We start from the raw sequence: 15,740 nt of genomic DNA, 5'->3' as shown, positions 1-15,740 counted from the left end.
GTAGCATCCTTCTTGTTGTTATGCCGTGGTCTTGATCCAGGCCGGGCTTTGTTTGTTTAAAAATGCATTCAGTCCATTTTTCGCCTCATCTCCCTGGCGAATATGGGCAATATGCTGTGCTGTTTTAAGAAGTAAATCTTCGGTCAAAACCTGTTGGTCGACCAGTTGAATCAGTTGTTTTGAGGAATTTTGTGCAGCAGGGCCACCGAGTAACAGGGCTTCCACAATTTCATCAATTTTGCTGTCGAGCTGTTCCGGTGGAGTGACTTCATGCGCCAGTCCAATGGTTTTGGCCTGTTCCGCAGAAATTCGCTCGGCGGTCAGGAAATAACGTGAAGCCTGACGCGCACCAATCGCACGAATCACATACGGGCTGATGGTCGAAGGTGCCAGACCTAGGCGTACTTCAGAGGTGGCAAACTTGGCATCGGTGCTGGCCACGCAAATATCACAAGCTGATGCCAGACCCATACCACCGCCAAAAGCAATGCCATGCACCCGGGCGATGGTTGGCTGCTTTAAAGTCGCTAGGCTTTGCAGCATTTTCGCCAGTTTTAATGCATCTGCTTCGTTGTCTGCTTGAGAAGCCTGACCGGCCTGCTTCATCCAGTTCAGATCGGCACCAGCCGAAAAGCTTTTGCCGCGCCCTGCCAGAATCACCACACGTACATCATCACGGCTATTTAAAGACTGGAAGCAGCGATACAATTCTTCAATGACCTGAGTATTAAAGGCATTGTGCAGTTCAGCGCGATTAATCCAGACTGTTGCCACTTGATTTTGCTGTTCGAGCTGTAAAAATTGATATGTCATTTTTTTCACCTCTTACATGCGGAACACGCCAAACTTGGTCGGCTGGATTGGCGCATTCAGTGCCGCAGCTAAACTAAGACCTAACACTTCACGAGACTGGGCAGGGTCAATGACACCGTCATCCCATAAACGTGCAGAGGCATAATAAGGATGACCTTGGCGTTCGTACTGATCACGAATTGGCTGTTTAAACTGGTCTTCTTCTTCCGCAGACCAGTTAGCGCCTTTGGCTTCAATCTGATCACGTTTTAAGGTCGACAATACGCTGGAGGCCTGTTCACCGCCCATCACTGAAATACGTGAGTTTGGCCAAGTCCACATAAAGCGTGGTGAATACGCGCGGCCACACATACCATAGTTGCCGGCACCAAATGAGCCGCCAATCACCATGGTCAGTTTAGGCACATTGGCATTGGCCACAGCCATCACCAGTTTGGCGCCATTTTTGGCAATGCCTTCATTTTCATACTGGCGACCGACCATAAAGCCAGTGATATTCTGAATAAACAGCAGCGGAATATTGCGCTGACAGCAAAGTTCAATAAAATGCGCACCTTTTTGTGCAGATTCGGAAAACAGAATGCCGTTATTGGCAATAATCCCGACTGGCATACCGTATAGGCTGGCAAATCCGGTAATCAGAGTGGTACCAAATCGAGCCTTAAATTCATCAAAACGCGAACCATCGACAATCCGGGCAATCACTTCACGGACATCAAAAGGTTTACGCGAATCTGTTGGCACGATACCGTACAACTCTGAAGCATCAAACAAAGGTGCTTCCACCTGCTCAGGCAACGGATTTGGTTTTTTATTTAAATTGGCCACAATATTACGGGCAATTTCCAGGGCATGCTGGTCATTTTCAGCCAGATGATCGGCTACACCGGAGAGGCGGGTATGCACATCACCACCACCAAGGTCTTCACTGGAAACCACTTCACCGGTTGCAGCTTTGACCAGTGGCGGGCCACCGAGGAAAATGGTTCCCTGATTGCGCACAATAATAGTTTCATCCGACATGGCAGGCACATAGGCACCACCCGCCGTACAACTGCCCATCACCACAGCAATCTGGGCAATGCCTTGGCTCGACATACGCGCCTGATTATAGAAAATACGTCCGAAGTGATCACGATCCGGGAAGACTTCATCTTGTAGCGGCAAATAGGCACCGCCAGAATCGACCAGATAAATACAGGTCAAATGATTCTGCTCGGCAATTTCCTGAGCACGTAAATGTTTTTTCACGGTCAATGGATAATAAGTGCCACCTTTAACAGTCGCATCATTGGCAATAATCATGCAGGTCACGCCATTGACCTGACCAACGCCAGCGACCACGCCCGCAGCAGGCACATCGTCCTGATAGACCTGATAGGCAGCCAGTTGTCCAATTTCAATAAATGCCGTGCCAGGATCAATCAGATGATCAATACGTTCTCTGGCTAGTAATTTACCGCGATCCAAATGTTTTTGACGGGCAGTTTCACCCCCACCCAAGGCAATTTTTTGGACTTTCTGTTTCAGGTCTTCGACCAGATTTTGCATCGCCGTCTGGTTGTTTTTAAATTCGTCGCTGCGAATATTAATTTTGCTCTTTAATTGATTCATGCCGAACATCCTTGTCTATTCTTGTGATTTATTTTTTAGGCAGTTTCATTAAACAGTTCGCGGCCAATCAGCATGCGGCGAATTTCTGAGGTGCCTGCGCCAATTTCATACAGTTTGGCATCGCGCCATAGACGTCCCGCAGCAAACTCGTTGATATAACCGTTGCCACCCAAGGTTTGAATGGTTTCGCCCGCCATCCAGGTGGCTTTTTCAGCTGCATATAAAATCGCACTGGCGGCATCTTTACGCAGGCTACGGCTATGCTCTGCCTTGTCACATTCTGCGCCAACTGCATAGACCAGGGCTTTACAGGCCAGCCAGGTGGAATACATGTCAGCAATTTTGCCCTGCATCAACTGGAATTCACCCAGCGCCTGACCAAACTGTTTACGATCATGAATATACGGAATCACGGTATCCATACAGGCATCCATAATGCCGAGTGGGCCTGCACTTAAAACAGCACGTTCATAGTCCAGACCGCTCATCAGCACTTTGGTGCCATTGCCGACACCGCCGAGCACGTTTTCTTTTGGCACTGCGACATTGTCAAAAAATAGTGGATAAGTGTTTGAGCCACGCATGCCGAGTTTGTCTAGGTGCGTACCGTGACTAAACCCCGGCATATTTTTTTCAACCAGAAAAGCGGTCATGCCTTTGGCACCGGCTTGTAAATCGGTTTTTGCGTAGACCACCAGTACATCGGCATCGCCGCCATTGGTGATCCACATTTTCGAACCATTCAGCAGGTAATGATCACCTTTGTCTTCAGCTTTGAGTTTCATGCTGACCACATCGGATCCGGCATTGGGTTCGGACATGGCCAATGCACCGACATAATCACCAGATACCAGTTTGGGCAGATAGCGCTGTTTCTGTTCTTCACTGCCATTACGCTTAATCTGGTTTACACATAGGTTAGAATGTGCGCCATAGGACAAACCAATCGATGCTGAAGCGCGGGAAATTTCCTGCATGGCAATGATGTGTGCCAGATAACCGAAATTTGAACCGCCATATTCCTCACTGACCGTCAGACCGAGCAGGCCCATCTCGCCAAATTTTTTCCAAAGGTGAGCAGGGAATTCATTGTCACGGTCCACTTGTTGAGCAATTGGAGCAATTTCCTTGGCGCAAAATGCAGCCACTGAATCACGAAGTGCAATAAGTGTTTCGTCCAAACCGAAATCCAAGCTTTGTAAATTCATTGTTCATCCATCCTGTGGTTCTATTTGTTGTATCCAAAAAAGCATTTTTGTTGTGCTTGTTATTTAACATACATCGAAAATTTAAAAAAGTGAATCAATATTCACAAAATGATTTACAATTCATTTTATCTTGTTGAGATTAATTTTATGAGTTATAAAAGATCATCATTGATGCAGGAACGAATGGAGCAAAATCGCTTGGCGATCTTGCAATCTGCTCGTGAGCTGATTACTCAAGGGGGCTTTAAAGAGGCGTCGATTCAGGCGATTGCAGAACGTGCAGGCGTTTCTACAGGCTTGGTATATCGATATTTCGAAAACAAGAATCAGATTTTGATTCAGGTTTTGTCAGAAGCAATTCGGCTTGAGATTGAGATTTTAAATCACATTGCTGCCTCGGATTTATCGCCAAAACAGAAATTGCAAAAATCTGTTACAACTTTTGTGAAGCGAGCCATGAACAGCCCACAGTTGGCGTATTCGCTGATGTTCGAACCGGTCGATCCGGAAATGGAACATGAGCGTTTTCACAGTAAACAGCTAATCAAGCAAAGCATTAAGGAAATTTTGGCTGAAGGAAAAGTCAATGGCGAGTTTGAATTTGAAGATTTAAATACCGCAGCGCTGGGTGTGGTTGGTTCCATGACCTTTGTAGTAATTGAACCTTTGAATCCATCTCGGAATATCAGGTTTGATCAAAATTATAAGGATCACTTTGTCAAACAGATTGCCGATTTTTGTGTCAACGCAGTACGTCGACAGGAGGGAGTAGCAGGAGCATAAAACACAAAAAACAGGCAGGAAGACAGGGTTGTCGTGGTCAAAAACAATTAATAGAGTTGAAAATCAGAATTACAAAGAATCAAGGAGATCGATTCAATGACACAAGTACGGTTAAGCTATGCCTACGGAACAAGCAGCCAACCCTTATTGGGCATGACAATTGGCGAAAAATTTGATCAGGCATGCGAACAGTATGCACATTCTGATGCAATCGTCAGCTTGCACCAGAATGTGCGTCTGAGCTATCAGCAGTTGCAGCAGCAAGTGAATGCTTTTGCCTGTAGTTTGCAGAAACTGGGCCTGGAAAAAGGTGACCGTCTGGCCATCTGGTCGCCGAACTGTGTGGAATGGACCATTACCCAGTTTGCTGCATTTAAGGCCGGGATTATTCTGGTGAACTTGAATCCAGCTTATAAAAGTAATGAACTGGAATATGTCTTAAACAAGGTCTCCTGTAAGGGACTGGTGATTGCAGCGCAGTTTAAAACCACTGACTATCAGGAAATTCTGACTAAAATTGCTCCTGAGCTAACACAGACTGAAAGTAAATTACTCAATGCAGAGCGTCTGCCGCATTTGAAGCATGTGATTAAAATTGATGAACAGGAACATCCGGGTCTACATCGTTTTCAGGACTTATTGGTGGAACCAAGCGCAAACGCCTTAGAAAAATTGCAGCAAATTTCGAGTGAATTGCAGTTTGATGAAACCATCAATATTCAGTTCACCTCGGGTACAACGGGGAATCCGAAAGGTACTATGTTGACCCATAACAATATTTTAAATAATGGCTATTTTGTCGGTGAAGCCATTCATTTAAGTCCAGAAGATCGGGTTTGTATTTCGGTACCACTGTTCCACTGCTTTGGTATGGTGATGGGAAATCTGGCCTGTATTACCCATGGTTCAGCCATGATTTATCCATCTGCCGTTTTCAATCCTCTGGAAACCCTCAAAGCCATTCAACAAGAAAAATGTACGGCGGCTTATGGGGTGCCGACCATGTTTATTGCCATTCTTGAGCATGAACAGTTTGATGAATTTGATCTGAGCAGTTTACGTACCGGCATTATGGCCGGCAGTCCATGTCCACAGGAAATCATGCAGCGTGTGATTGAGCGGATGCATATGTCAGATATCACCATTTGCTATGGCATGACTGAAACCGCACCGGTCAGTGCGCAAAGCTCTACCGCAGACTCCATTGAACAGCGTGTTACGACAGTCGGCCGGGTACATCCGCATCTGGAAGTGAAAATTGTCGATGAAGATGGCAAGGTGGTGCCGCGCGGACAACTCGGTGAACTCTGTGTGCGTGGTTATTCGGTGATGCTCGGTTATTGGGAAGATCAGGATAAAACTGCAGAAGTAATTGATAATGCGCGCTGGATGCATACGGGTGATATTGCTGAAATGGATGATGAAGGCTTTGTCAAAATCAAGGGGAGAATCAAGGATGTCGTCATTCGTGGCGGTGAAAACCTGTTCCCCAAAGAAATTGAAGACTTCCTTTATACCCATCCTGCGGTTTCAGATGTTCAGGTGATTGGTGTGCCAGATCATAAGTATGGTGAAGAACTCTGTGCCTGCATCATTTTGCATGAAAACGATCCGTGTACTGAAGAAACTATTCGCCAGTATTGTGCCGAGCATATCTCACACAATAAAGTGCCGCGCTATGTGCGTTTCTTCCATGAGTTCCCGATGACAGCTTCCGGTAAGGCGCAGAAGTTTAAATTGCGTGAATTTATGCGTGAAGAGTTGAACTTAAAGGAAATAGCTTAAGTATTGTTTAGTTTTTGAGATTGGTGAATTCTTCAACTTTTTTATCATTAAAAAAAGTTGAAGAGAAACTATTAAGAAAAAGCGAAAGATCTGCACAGCCTCACTTAGAAAGAAAGATTTTAATTTTAACGTGTAGGCCATGCTTTGACTTTCGATGGGCCAAAATAAACAAAAGCCCTTTATTTTGCTGAAGGGACATCCATGTCCCTTCAGCAAAATGGCGACATTCATGTCGCCTGTCATGTGATTAGATTTAGGATAATGGTCGAAAATTTAAAACCTTTAGATGGAATCTTTATCAATATTGTAATAACTGATAAACCGAATGCTCTTTAGTCTGTTGAATGGTGTGAGGTAAAGTGAAAATATGGCAAAAAACTTTCATAGTGAACTCGTCGTCGCTAATTATGATGAGCACATCCGTAAACTGATTCCCGGCTATGAACTGGTACATCAGCAAATTGATGCCATCCTAACCACTCATTTACCCGAAATTGCCCATATATTGGTCGTTGGTTGCGGGACAGGCTATGAGCTATCTTATCTGTTGCAACGCCACCCAAACTGGATATTTACTGCAATTGATCCATCGGCGACTATGCTGGAACAGGCGCAGAAAAATATTGGGTTAGACCTGGGATCGCAGCGGATTCGTTTTATTCAGACAGATACACAAAGCTTAAATCAAGATAATCAGTTCGATGCGGCTCTAGCAATTTTGGTGGCACATTTTATTCCATCAGAAAATAAAACTGAATTTTTTCAGGATATATCCGATAGTCTTAAGACCGATGGAATCCTGTTAACCTATGACTTGATGCAACCTGAAAATAAAACTGAATTAAAAATCTTGCAAAAAATGGCACAGCAGACAGGACTCAGTATTCAACAAAGCGAAAAAATGATTGAACGATTACAGCAGGATTTTCATTTAATCTCTGCCCAAGATTTAGCAGCGCTTTTAACCAAAGTCGGATTTAAACATAGCAAAATTTACTGTCAAATCATGAATTATTATGGTTTTTTTATACAGAAATAAGCATAGCTAACTGAAACAGTTAACTAGAAATTTAAATATAAGATTCAAGGAAGTGTAAAAACAATGTCAGCCTACTATCGTTTCATCAACCGCGAACAGCATGCCGATGGCAGCAGCACTGCTTATTATGAATCTAATATTCATGCGCAAGGTGCATGGAATCCGCATGAGCAGCATATGGCGCCCGCGACTGGCATTATTTGTGCAGAACTGGAACAGTTTCAGCCACGTGCAGAGATGCGCATTGGCCGGGTGAGTCTGGATATCTTTGGACTGATTGCTTTTGGTGAATTTTCCATTACTACGCGCATGATTCGTCCGGGTAAAACCATCGAACTTATTGAAGCAGAAATGTGTGCCAACGGGAAAACCTGTATTGTGGCACGTGCCTGGAAAATGATGACTTCGGATACCCGTGCGATCGCCGGTCTGGAAGATTTTCCGGTTCAGCACCCTGAAGACCTGCCGGTGTGGGAAGGGATGCGCTGCTGGCCAGGTGGTTATATTCAAAGTATTAATACCCGTGCCCATGTCGATCATCGTGCGGGCAAAGGTATTGTCTGGTTATCCAATGCCCTGGAAATGGTAGAAGGTCAGACGACCAGCGACTTTAGCCGTTTGATGGGAATGGTGGATACAGCCAATGGCGTGGTACCGCGTCAGGATCCAAATGCGGGATGGGGCTTTCCAAATCTGGACTTGCAGATTCATTTGCATCGTTTACCTAAAGGCACATGGCTAGGACTAGAAGTGCTACAGCAATATGGTGAAGATGGCATTGGTTTAACCAGTGGAATTTTACATGATCTTCATGGGCCTTTTGGTCGCAGTGAGCAGATTTTAACCTTACGTAAATTTTAAAATCTGATTTACACAAAAGGACGAATTGCTTCGTCCTTTTTTTATTGGCATGCTGTGCGCAATTATTCTGGAAGATCAGTAAATGCGGATTAGTATTATTGGGGCAGGTCGAGTTGCCTTTCATCTTGCCCAAGGCTTAAATGGACAGCATGAGCTTGTACAAATCTATAGCCGCAGTTTTGCCAAGGCAGAACAGCTGGCATCTAAATTTAAGGCTCAGGCGATCAACGCTCCTGAATTACTGCATTCCGAAATTGATCTTTTAATCATTGCCGTCAGTGACCAATTCATTCGATCTGTCATCGAGCAGGTACATGCCTATCTTCCTGATGTGTTGATCGTACATACTTCTGGCAGTACCCACTTAAACGTTTTGCAGGATGTTCACCCACGTTCAGGCGTATTTTATCCTTTACAGACTTTTAGTCTGGAGCGTGACATCGACTGGTCAAATACGCCTTTATTTATTGAAGCGGATAATGCTGAAGATCAAGAAAAACTGCATGATCTAGCAAATAGCCTAAGCAATAGAGTCTATCACTATAGCTCTGAACAACGCTTAAGTTTGCATCTGGCCGCAGTATTTGCCTGTAATTTCAGTAATTATTGTTATGATATGGCCAAACAGATTGTAGATGCTGAGCAGGTCGATTTCAGTCTGCTGTATCCCTTAATACTAGAAACTGCCCATAAAGCTACCGAAAATGATCCAAGGCAAATGCAGACTGGCCCCGCCATGCGTGGTGATCAAAATATCCTGAATATGCATCAGCAGATGCTGGCGAATCGGCAGCGAGCAGATTTACAAAATGTCTATCAGTTGTTGAGCCAGCAGATTCTCACGCGTCATCAAAAATGAAGAAGCTAATGATTTATCTACAGAGCAGGGTTCAAAGACAAATTTTCTCTATAAAAAAGCGCTGAATAATCAGCGCTTTTGTGAGTCTTAGATTAAGAAATTTTCTTGAAGATAAAGTCATTAATCTTGTGACCGGCTTCAATGCCGCGACGCTCAAACTTGGTTTGTGGACGCCAGTCAGGACGAGGATAGCTGTTGCCTTTACCTGCGAGGTTTTCCAGACGTGGACGTTCTTCCAAAACTTCAAGCATCCATTCTGCATATGGTTCCCAATCTGTTGCAGCATGGAAGGTGCCGCCCAGCTCCAGCTTTTGCTCAACCAGTGGCATACGTTCATGTGAAACAAAACGGCGTTTAAAATGACGTTTTTTCTGCCATGGATCAGGGAAGTAAAGCTGAACCGTATTGATACTATTGTCCGGCATTTCACGCAGCACTTGAATCGCATCGGCATCCAGTACGCGTAAGTTGGTTACGCCGGCCATACCTGCTTCATAGACACACTGCGCAATGCCTGGTACATGAACTTCAATCCCGACAAAATTACGCTCGGGATTGGCCTTGGCCATCAGCACCAGAGAACGACCCATACCAAAACCGATTTCTACCGTTAAAGGACGCTCCGGATGTTCAAAGTGTTGACGTAAATCGCCCACCGGATATTCCAAAATTAAGTGACCATATTGTTCAAGCGCAGTACGTTGAGAGGTGTTCAGCGGCATTGAGCGGCGCATAAACGTCACGATTTCACGGTGCTCGCTTAAATTGTCCAGCTCCACGACTTGCTGGTCTAATTGATCGTTCGACATAACTTTGGCAAATCTAAAAATTCAGAATGCGGTATTTTAAGTCCTGAGCCGAGCAAGTCAAACTTTTCTCGGTATTTCTCCATAAAAATCGGCAAGATCTTCCAGATACAATAAAAGAGCCTCGCTTGGCTCTTTTATTAATCATCATGCCTCAGCTACTAAAACGGTCAATCAAGGTGCTGCTGGCTTCATTTAAACCAATCACGGTCACCTCTATACCTTGAGCTTTAAATTTCTGGATGACGTTATTCAGCATATTGACTGAAGTCACATCCCAGATATGTGCATGGGTCAGATCCAGCTCGACATGTGCAAGCTTTTCTTTAAAGTCAAAGAACTGATAGAATTTTTCTGAACTACTGAAAAAAATCTGTCCGGAAATAATATAGCTGCGGGAGTGAGCTGAATTTAAATGGGTAGATACATGCACGGTTCTTTCCAGTTTATTAATAAAGAACAGGGCAGAAAGTAGCACGCCAACAAATACACCCAGTGCCAGATTATGGGTGGCTAAAACCACCAGCACCACCGCAATCATAACCACATTAAATTCCAGCGGATGTTTATTGAATTGTTTGACTGAACCCCACTGGAAAGTGGTAAAGGCGACCATCACCATAATCGCCACCAAAGCCGCCATCGGAATATAAGCCAGCCAGTCTTTCAGAAACACCACCAGGCACAGCAAAAATACACCGGCAATCAGCGTCGATAAACGGGTTCGTGCACCGGAAGACACATTAATAATCGATTGACCGATCATGGCACAACCGGCCATGCCACCCATAAAACCACTGACAATATTGGCCATACCCTGACCACGACATTCCTGATGACGGTCACCTTCAGTTCCGGTGACTTCATCAATTACAGTCGTGGTCATCATGCTTTCCAGCAAACCGACAGTCGCCAGCGTCAATGAATAAGGTAGTACAATTTGTAGGGTTTCCAGATTGAGCGGAATCTCCGGCAGCAGGAACATTGGTAAGGTGTCCGGAAATTGCCCCAGATCACTCACGGTTCGCATATCTGCACCCAAGAACAGCGCCAGTCCACTCAGCACGATGATACAAATTAGCGGAGAAGGAATGGCTTTACCAATTTTAGGCAGATAAGGAAATAGATAGATAATCGCCAGACCCATGGCAATAAACAGATAGCCCATCCCATCCATTTTTTGCATCTCGGGAAGCTGTGCGACAAAAATCAGAATTGCCAATGCATTCAAAAATCCATACACCACAGCTTGCGAAACAAAGCGCATCAACTTGGCCACTTTAAAATAACCGGCAATGACCTGAATAATTCCGGTCAGAATAGTCGCTACCAGCAGATATTGCAGTCCATGGTCTTTTACCAGCGTAATCATCAGCAGTGCCATCGCACCCGTAGCCGCTGAGATCATGGCAGGGCGGCCGCCAAAAAAAGCAATCGTCACAGCAATACAAAACGAAGCATAGAGACCGACCTGCGGATCGACGCCAGCAATTGCAGAGAAGGCGATTGACTCGGGAATTAAGGCCAGTCCAACCACCAAACCTGCGAGTACATCAGTCCGGACATTGGAAAACCATTCTTCTTTTTTAAGGCTAATCACGAAATATCATCTAAATTTGGAAAACCTGGGTATCTTAAACAGATGCGGTCAAAAATCTACAGAGATGGGCTTGAAAAAGCCGTTAATTTCCTGAATATTGAATGAGTAAATGTCCTGAGGGGCAGTTACGCTTTTTTGCAATTTACAGGTTTGATCACTTGAAAGTTTGACAGAAGCGATTTAAAACATAGAGAAGTGTATAACAAGGATCAGAAATGAAGCTTTACTATTCGCCAGGTGCATGCTCACTGGCAGCTCATATTATTTTAAATGAAATTAATGTTGATTTTGATTTGGAACGTGTTGATTTAAAAACACATAAGACAGAGAAAGGTACGGATTATTACGAAATTAATCCTAAAGGCTATGTACCAGCCTTAGAAATTAATCCTGGTCTGATCCTGACAGAAAACGTAGCCATTTTACCTTTTCTGGCTCAACACGATCCAAAACAAGATCTGATTCCACCATCTGGAATGGGGCGTGCCAAAGTTCTGGAATGGCTGGGTTATCTCAATTCAGAATTGCATGATGCTTATGCGGTGTTCTTTAGTGGCAAGTTATCCGATGATGAAAAGAAAAAAGCCTATGCAGAAGTCGATCGTCTATTAAGTTATATCGACAAAGCGATTGCTGAATCAGACAATGACTATCTGGTTGATGATAACTTTGGCCCAGCCGATGCTTATCTGTTTGTGTTGACCAATTGGTCGAATCATATTGAGCATGATTTAAGTCCGTATAAGAATATTATTCATATCCGCAATAAAGTCGCAGAGCGTCAGTCTGTACAGATTGCAATGCGAGATGAAGGTCTAATTCCATAAAATTTAAAAAAAGCATAATTATTATGCTTTTTTTTTGACTTTCATTTAATAATTGCTATTGGAATAAATAAGATGAAGAGAATACTGAATTTAGTATTAAGTTTCGGTTTAACGGGAATGCTGGTTGCATGTAGTAGTGTTAAAAATCCAGAAAATGTAGCTCAAGAATATGTTACAGCAGCCTATAAAGGCGATTCAGAAAAAATGCTCTCTTATATTTATATACCTGAAAATGTTAAAGCCCAAGCAGGTTCTGAAGAAATGATTCAAGGCAAAATAAAAGCTGGCGCGGCAAAGGCTAAAGAGCAAGCTGAACGTAAAGGCGGAGTCAAAGAAATTAGTGTGGTAGACAAAAATATCGATGAAGCAAATGGAAAAGGACGGGTGACTATCGGAGTCAGCTTTAAAAATGAAGGCTCTAATTCTGTAACAGATCGAGTAAAACTTATCAAAAATGAAGATAAATGGAAAGTTGATTTATAATCGGTTTAGTTTGATTTTGGGCAGATTAGTTATTCTAATCTGCCTTTTTATTGGGTTTCCCCCTCAAGATACTATAAAGCAAGATAAACAGATTTATATGCCCGAGCACGCATTTCAAGTGGGTGATTGGATTGTTCGGGAAGGGGTGGGTTACGAAAGTTTTTTAATCAAAAAACTGAGTGGGAGTGAATACTCACATATTGGCGTGATTGCAGAAACTCAACCGAATATTTTGGTGGTGCATGCGACCACAGATGATGATCCCTCACATGTAAATCAAGTGATTCAATCAGATATCAGTGATTTTATTGACTCAAAACGAGCAAAAAAGTGGGCAGTTTATAGAGAAAGCAGTTTAGAGCCATATAAAAGAAAAGATATTGCTAGGGCCGTAACAAGGCAGGTAGGAGAGCAATTTATTTTAGGATCAAGAGGTGAGACGCATCGTTATTGCACTACGATTATTGCAGAGAAACTTCCATTGTCTTTACGTAATAAACTGGTCTGGAGCAAGATTGAATTGCCAGGCTTGCAGGGGGAGCTGCTTTTTCCTGATGCTTTATTAAAGCTTGAATCCGTCGAGCTGATTTATAAAAATAGATAATTTAGGATGAGTAAAAGCTAAATGATAGTCAAAGAATCATACAATCCTTTGACTACGATGAGATTTATTTAAAGAAATAACCAGTTTCCGGCGAGCTGGCATTGGCCATACGTTTGCGTGGCATACGGCCGGCCAGAAAAGCTTCACGGCCAGCTTCGACTGCTTTTTTCATGGCTGAGGCCATGAGTACCGGATTCTGTGCAGCCGCAATCGCCGTATTCATCAGTACACCATCACAGCCCAGTTCCATCGCAATTGCGGCATCACTTGCAGTACCAACACCGGCATCGACCAGTACAGGCACTTTGGCATTTTCTTTAATAATCGACAGGGTATGTGGATTGAGAATTCCCAAGCCCGAACCAATCAGGCTGCCCAAAGGCATAATTGCCACACAGCCCATGCTTTCCAGTTCTTGCGCCACGATTGGATCATCCGAAGTATAGACCATGATCTCAAAGCCATCGTCAATCAAGGTACGTGCAGCTTTCAAGGTTTCAGTCACATTCGGATATAAGGTCTTTTCATCGCCTAAAACTTCAAGCTTGACCAGATTATGGCCATCAAGGAGTTCGCGTGCCAGCATACAGGTGCGAACGGCACTATTGGCATCGAAACAACCTGCGGTATTCGGCAAAATGGTATATTTTTCCGGAGGAATGACTGACAGCAGATTCGGCTGATCTGGATGCTGTCCAATATTGACCCGACGAATCGCGACAGTAACAATCTCTGCGCCACTGGTTTCAATGGCTTGCTGAGTTTCATTTAAATCTTTATATTTGCCTGTGCCTACCAAAAGGCGAGACTGGAATTGGCGTGAACCAATCTGTAATAAATCTTGCATAATCGTCCCGAGTATTAGCCGCCACCGACCGCGTGAATAATTTCTATTTTGTCTGTATCGCAAATCGGCGTATCGCCTAATCTGCTTTTAGGAATAATCATTTCATTGACTTCAACTGCAAAACGCTTACCCTCAAGCGCCATACTCTGAATCAGTTCCAGCAGATTCTTGCAGTGAGTTTCCTGTTGTTCGCCATTGATATAAATCATCATTCTAGCTACCCTCCATGATTAAGTGATTTTCAGACTTATCTGGCGTATTTTAAAGCATTCCAAGCCAGAATTAACCATCCTGCAATCATTAAAGCACCACCAATTGGCGTAATTGCGCCTAATCCACGTGGTAAACCCAAGGCCATGATATACAGTGAACCAGAAAATAATAAAATACCGACCTGAATTAGCCAAAAACTCCATTGAATCGGGAGTGTCGGAATGACTTTCGCGAGCAAGGCCAGAATAAGCAAACCTAAGGCATGATAGAAAAAATAATCCGTTGCCGTTTGCCACCAGCCGAGCTGGGCTTCAGTCGCGCGCGCTTTTAAACCATGTGCACCAAAGGCACCGAGCATCACTGCAAGCGCCAAGTTGAGTGCTGAAATCGCAATCCACATTTGAATTGATCTTCCTGATAAAGTTTGCGCTCAACCTTAGCATAAATTCAAAATTCGGACATAAAAAAGCCTTCTTTGATGAAGGCTTTTTCAGATTAAATCAATAACAGAATTTGGTATTAATTGGAGGACATTGCCACTTTAATTTTTTCCATGGCATTTTTTTCCAGCTGACGAATACGTTCCGCGGAAACGTTATATTCGGCGGCCAGCTCATGCAGGGTTGATTTCTCATCGTCTAGCCAGCGACGCTGCAAGATATTACGTGAACGATCATCGAGCTGATCCATGGCTTCGTGCAGGGCAGAGGTACTTTGTTCCTCATAATCCTCATTTTCAATCAGACGGGCCGGATCATAACGGTTATCTTCCAGATATAAAGCCGGTGCAACATAAGTTGAACCTTCATCATCGTCATCGCCGGAAGCATCAAAAGCAGCATCATATGCCGTCAAGCGGCCTTCCATCTCCAGAACTTGTTCTGGTGTGACATTTAAATCATTGGCAATCGACTGAGCTTCTGCGAGGGTCAATTTTTTCGATGATTTTTTCAGGCTACGCAGATTAAAAAACAGTTTACGTTGCGCTTTGGTGGTGGCGATTTTAACAATACGCCAGTTACGGATCACATATTCATGAATTTCCGCCTTAATCCAGTGCACAGCAAATGACACCAAACGTACGCCCATATTCGGGTCAAAACGTTTTACAGCTTTCATCAGACCCAGGTTGCCTTCCTGAATCAGGTCGCCTTGTGGCAGACCATAACCTGCATAACTGCGTGCAATATGCACCACAAAACGCAAATGTGACATGACCAGCATTTTTGCTGCATCTAAATCTTGGTCATAGTAATAGCGTTCAGCCAACTCTTTTTCTTGTTCGGCCGTTAAAATCGGAATCTGATTGACAGTGCTGATATAAGCACCGAGGTTGACCCCTGGCGCCGATAATGACAGGGGCATCAACTGATTGCGGCTGTCACTCATGTGTTCTCC

The 15,740-nt window shown here is 43.9% G+C and carries 17 protein-coding genes; 8 read left to right on the top strand and 9 right to left on the bottom strand.

Annotated features, from left to right (window positions below; all coding sequences use genetic code 11):
• Positions 1–18: 18 nt before the first annotated feature.
• The 3 genes from FTV30_RS00360 to FTV30_RS00350 are packed head-to-tail and all read right to left on the bottom strand — an operon-like array spanning position 19 to position 3,635.
• Positions 19–813 carry an enoyl-CoA hydratase/isomerase family protein gene (locus FTV30_RS00360; protein WP_074382975.1) on the bottom strand — a complete coding sequence of 265 codons (795 nt, stop codon included), beginning with the start codon at positions 811–813 and terminating at the stop codon, positions 19–21.
• Between the two features lie 12 nt (positions 814–825).
• The gene (locus FTV30_RS00355; RefSeq protein ID WP_100355089.1) at positions 826–2,427 is read right to left on the bottom strand and encodes a carboxyl transferase domain-containing protein; all 1,602 of its coding nucleotides are present in this window, start codon (positions 2,425–2,427) and stop codon (positions 826–828) included.
• A 35-nt stretch (positions 2,428–2,462) separates the two neighbouring features.
• Positions 2,463–3,635: an isovaleryl-CoA dehydrogenase gene (locus FTV30_RS00350; RefSeq protein ID WP_005096545.1), complete on the bottom strand. Its 1,173-nt coding sequence runs from the start codon at positions 3,633–3,635 to the stop codon at positions 2,463–2,465.
• A gap of 147 nt (positions 3,636–3,782) precedes the next feature.
• On the opposite strand from FTV30_RS00350, the gene FTV30_RS00345 reads away from it, so the two are divergent.
• From FTV30_RS00345 to FTV30_RS00325, 5 genes are all read left to right on the top strand, one after another.
• Positions 3,783–4,418 carry a TetR/AcrR family transcriptional regulator gene (locus FTV30_RS00345; protein WP_035337915.1) on the top strand — a complete coding sequence of 212 codons (636 nt, stop codon included), beginning with the start codon at positions 3,783–3,785 and terminating at the stop codon, positions 4,416–4,418.
• A gap of 96 nt (positions 4,419–4,514) precedes the next feature.
• Positions 4,515–6,203 (top strand): AMP-binding protein, encoded by a 1,689-nt coding sequence (locus FTV30_RS00340; RefSeq protein ID WP_180000804.1) that lies wholly within the window; start codon positions 4,515–4,517, stop codon positions 6,201–6,203.
• A gap of 367 nt (positions 6,204–6,570) precedes the next feature.
• Positions 6,571–7,242 carry a class I SAM-dependent methyltransferase gene (locus FTV30_RS00335; RefSeq protein WP_180000803.1) on the top strand — a complete coding sequence of 224 codons (672 nt, stop codon included), beginning with the start codon at positions 6,571–6,573 and terminating at the stop codon, positions 7,240–7,242.
• 63 nt (positions 7,243–7,305) lie between these two features.
• The gene (locus FTV30_RS00330) at positions 7,306–8,103 is read left to right on the top strand and encodes a thioesterase family protein (RefSeq protein ID WP_005096553.1); all 798 of its coding nucleotides are present in this window, start codon (positions 7,306–7,308) and stop codon (positions 8,101–8,103) included.
• Between the two features lie 82 nt (positions 8,104–8,185).
• A complete protein-coding gene (locus tag FTV30_RS00325) occupies positions 8,186–8,962 on the top strand; it encodes a Rossmann-like and DUF2520 domain-containing protein (RefSeq protein WP_159138064.1) in 777 nt (258 codons plus the stop codon).
• 92 nt (positions 8,963–9,054) lie between these two features.
• On the opposite strand, the gene trmB is transcribed toward FTV30_RS00325, so the two are convergent.
• Positions 9,055–9,771 (bottom strand): tRNA (guanosine(46)-N7)-methyltransferase TrmB, encoded by a 717-nt coding sequence (gene trmB / locus FTV30_RS00320; RefSeq protein ID WP_100355085.1) that lies wholly within the window; start codon positions 9,769–9,771, stop codon positions 9,055–9,057.
• 151 nt (positions 9,772–9,922) lie between these two features.
• A complete protein-coding gene (locus FTV30_RS00315) occupies positions 9,923–11,368 on the bottom strand; it encodes a SulP family inorganic anion transporter (RefSeq protein WP_180000802.1) in 1,446 nt (481 codons plus the stop codon).
• Positions 11,369–11,583: 215 nt separating this feature from the next.
• On the opposite strand from FTV30_RS00315, the gene FTV30_RS00310 reads away from it, so the two are divergent.
• The 3 genes from FTV30_RS00310 to FTV30_RS00300 all read left to right on the top strand — a co-directional run bounded on the left by FTV30_RS00310 (position 11,584) and on the right by FTV30_RS00300 (position 13,282).
• The gene (locus FTV30_RS00310; RefSeq protein ID WP_180000801.1) at positions 11,584–12,195 is read left to right on the top strand and encodes a glutathione binding-like protein; all 612 of its coding nucleotides are present in this window, start codon (positions 11,584–11,586) and stop codon (positions 12,193–12,195) included.
• A 72-nt stretch (positions 12,196–12,267) separates the two neighbouring features.
• Positions 12,268–12,678 (top strand): DUF4878 domain-containing protein, encoded by a 411-nt coding sequence (locus tag FTV30_RS00305; protein WP_100329791.1) that lies wholly within the window; start codon positions 12,268–12,270, stop codon positions 12,676–12,678.
• Positions 12,650–13,282 (top strand): YiiX/YebB-like N1pC/P60 family cysteine hydrolase, encoded by a 633-nt coding sequence (locus tag FTV30_RS00300; protein WP_100329790.1) that lies wholly within the window; start codon positions 12,650–12,652, stop codon positions 13,280–13,282. Before FTV30_RS00305 ends, FTV30_RS00300 begins: the two co-directional genes overlap by 29 nt.
• Positions 13,283–13,346: 64 nt before the next feature.
• Here the strand turns inward: FTV30_RS00300 and FTV30_RS00295 are convergent, their stop codons facing one another.
• From FTV30_RS00295 to rpoH, 4 genes are all read right to left on the bottom strand, one after another.
• Positions 13,347–14,129, bottom strand: a complete 783-nt coding sequence (locus FTV30_RS00295; RefSeq protein WP_005096562.1) for a thiazole synthase — start codon at positions 14,127–14,129, stop codon at positions 13,347–13,349.
• 14 nt (positions 14,130–14,143) lie between these two features.
• Complete coding sequence (gene thiS, locus FTV30_RS00290) at positions 14,144–14,341, bottom strand: sulfur carrier protein ThiS (protein WP_004280105.1); 198 nt, start codon at positions 14,339–14,341, stop codon at positions 14,144–14,146.
• A gap of 35 nt (positions 14,342–14,376) precedes the next feature.
• Positions 14,377–14,742, bottom strand: coding sequence for a DUF423 domain-containing protein (locus tag FTV30_RS00285; RefSeq protein WP_005096565.1), 366 nt, complete (start codon positions 14,740–14,742; stop codon positions 14,377–14,379).
• Between the two features lie 119 nt (positions 14,743–14,861).
• A complete protein-coding gene (rpoH, locus tag FTV30_RS00280; RefSeq protein ID WP_005096567.1) occupies positions 14,862–15,731 on the bottom strand; it encodes an RNA polymerase sigma factor RpoH in 870 nt (289 codons plus the stop codon).
• Between the last annotated feature and the right edge of the window lie 9 nt (positions 15,732–15,740).

It is taken from the genome of Acinetobacter sp. YH12255 (assembly GCF_013417355.1).
In the GTDB taxonomy this organism is placed as follows: Bacteria; Pseudomonadota; Gammaproteobacteria; order Pseudomonadales; family Moraxellaceae; genus Acinetobacter; species Acinetobacter pseudolwoffii.
Note: the sequence above shows the minus strand (reverse complement) of the source record. Positions and strands in the feature narration are given on the sequence as shown.

Coding starts and splice junctions, on each gene's coding strand:
- FTV30_RS00360 (WP_074382975.1), bottom strand. CDS start 813: ATGACATATCAATTTTTACAGCTCGAACAGCAAAATCAAGTGGCAACA.
- FTV30_RS00355 (WP_100355089.1), bottom strand. CDS start 2,427: ATGAATCAATTAAAGAGCAAAATTAATATTCGCAGCGACGAATTTAAA.
- FTV30_RS00350 (WP_005096545.1), bottom strand. CDS start 3,635: ATGAATTTACAAAGCTTGGATTTCGGTTTGGACGAAACACTTATTGCA.
- FTV30_RS00345 (WP_035337915.1), top strand. CDS start 3,783: ATGAGTTATAAAAGATCATCATTGATGCAGGAACGAATGGAGCAAAAT.
- FTV30_RS00340 (WP_180000804.1), top strand. CDS start 4,515: ATGACACAAGTACGGTTAAGCTATGCCTACGGAACAAGCAGCCAACCC.
- FTV30_RS00335 (WP_180000803.1), top strand. CDS start 6,571: ATGGCAAAAAACTTTCATAGTGAACTCGTCGTCGCTAATTATGATGAG.
- FTV30_RS00330 (WP_005096553.1), top strand. CDS start 7,306: ATGTCAGCCTACTATCGTTTCATCAACCGCGAACAGCATGCCGATGGC.
- FTV30_RS00325 (WP_159138064.1), top strand. CDS start 8,186: ATGCGGATTAGTATTATTGGGGCAGGTCGAGTTGCCTTTCATCTTGCC.
- trmB (WP_100355085.1), bottom strand. CDS start 9,771: ATGTCGAACGATCAATTAGACCAGCAAGTCGTGGAGCTGGACAATTTA.
- FTV30_RS00310 (WP_180000801.1), top strand. CDS start 11,584: ATGAAGCTTTACTATTCGCCAGGTGCATGCTCACTGGCAGCTCATATT.
- FTV30_RS00305 (WP_100329791.1), top strand. CDS start 12,268: ATGAAGAGAATACTGAATTTAGTATTAAGTTTCGGTTTAACGGGAATG.
- FTV30_RS00300 (WP_100329790.1), top strand. CDS start 12,650: ATGAAGATAAATGGAAAGTTGATTTATAATCGGTTTAGTTTGATTTTG.
- FTV30_RS00295 (WP_005096562.1), bottom strand. CDS start 14,129: ATGCAAGATTTATTACAGATTGGTTCACGCCAATTCCAGTCTCGCCTT.
- thiS (WP_004280105.1), bottom strand. CDS start 14,341: ATGATGATTTATATCAATGGCGAACAACAGGAAACTCACTGCAAGAAT.
- FTV30_RS00285 (WP_005096565.1), bottom strand. CDS start 14,742: ATGTGGATTGCGATTTCAGCACTCAACTTGGCGCTTGCAGTGATGCTC.
- rpoH (WP_005096567.1), bottom strand. CDS start 15,731: ATGAGTGACAGCCGCAATCAGTTGATGCCCCTGTCATTATCGGCGCCA.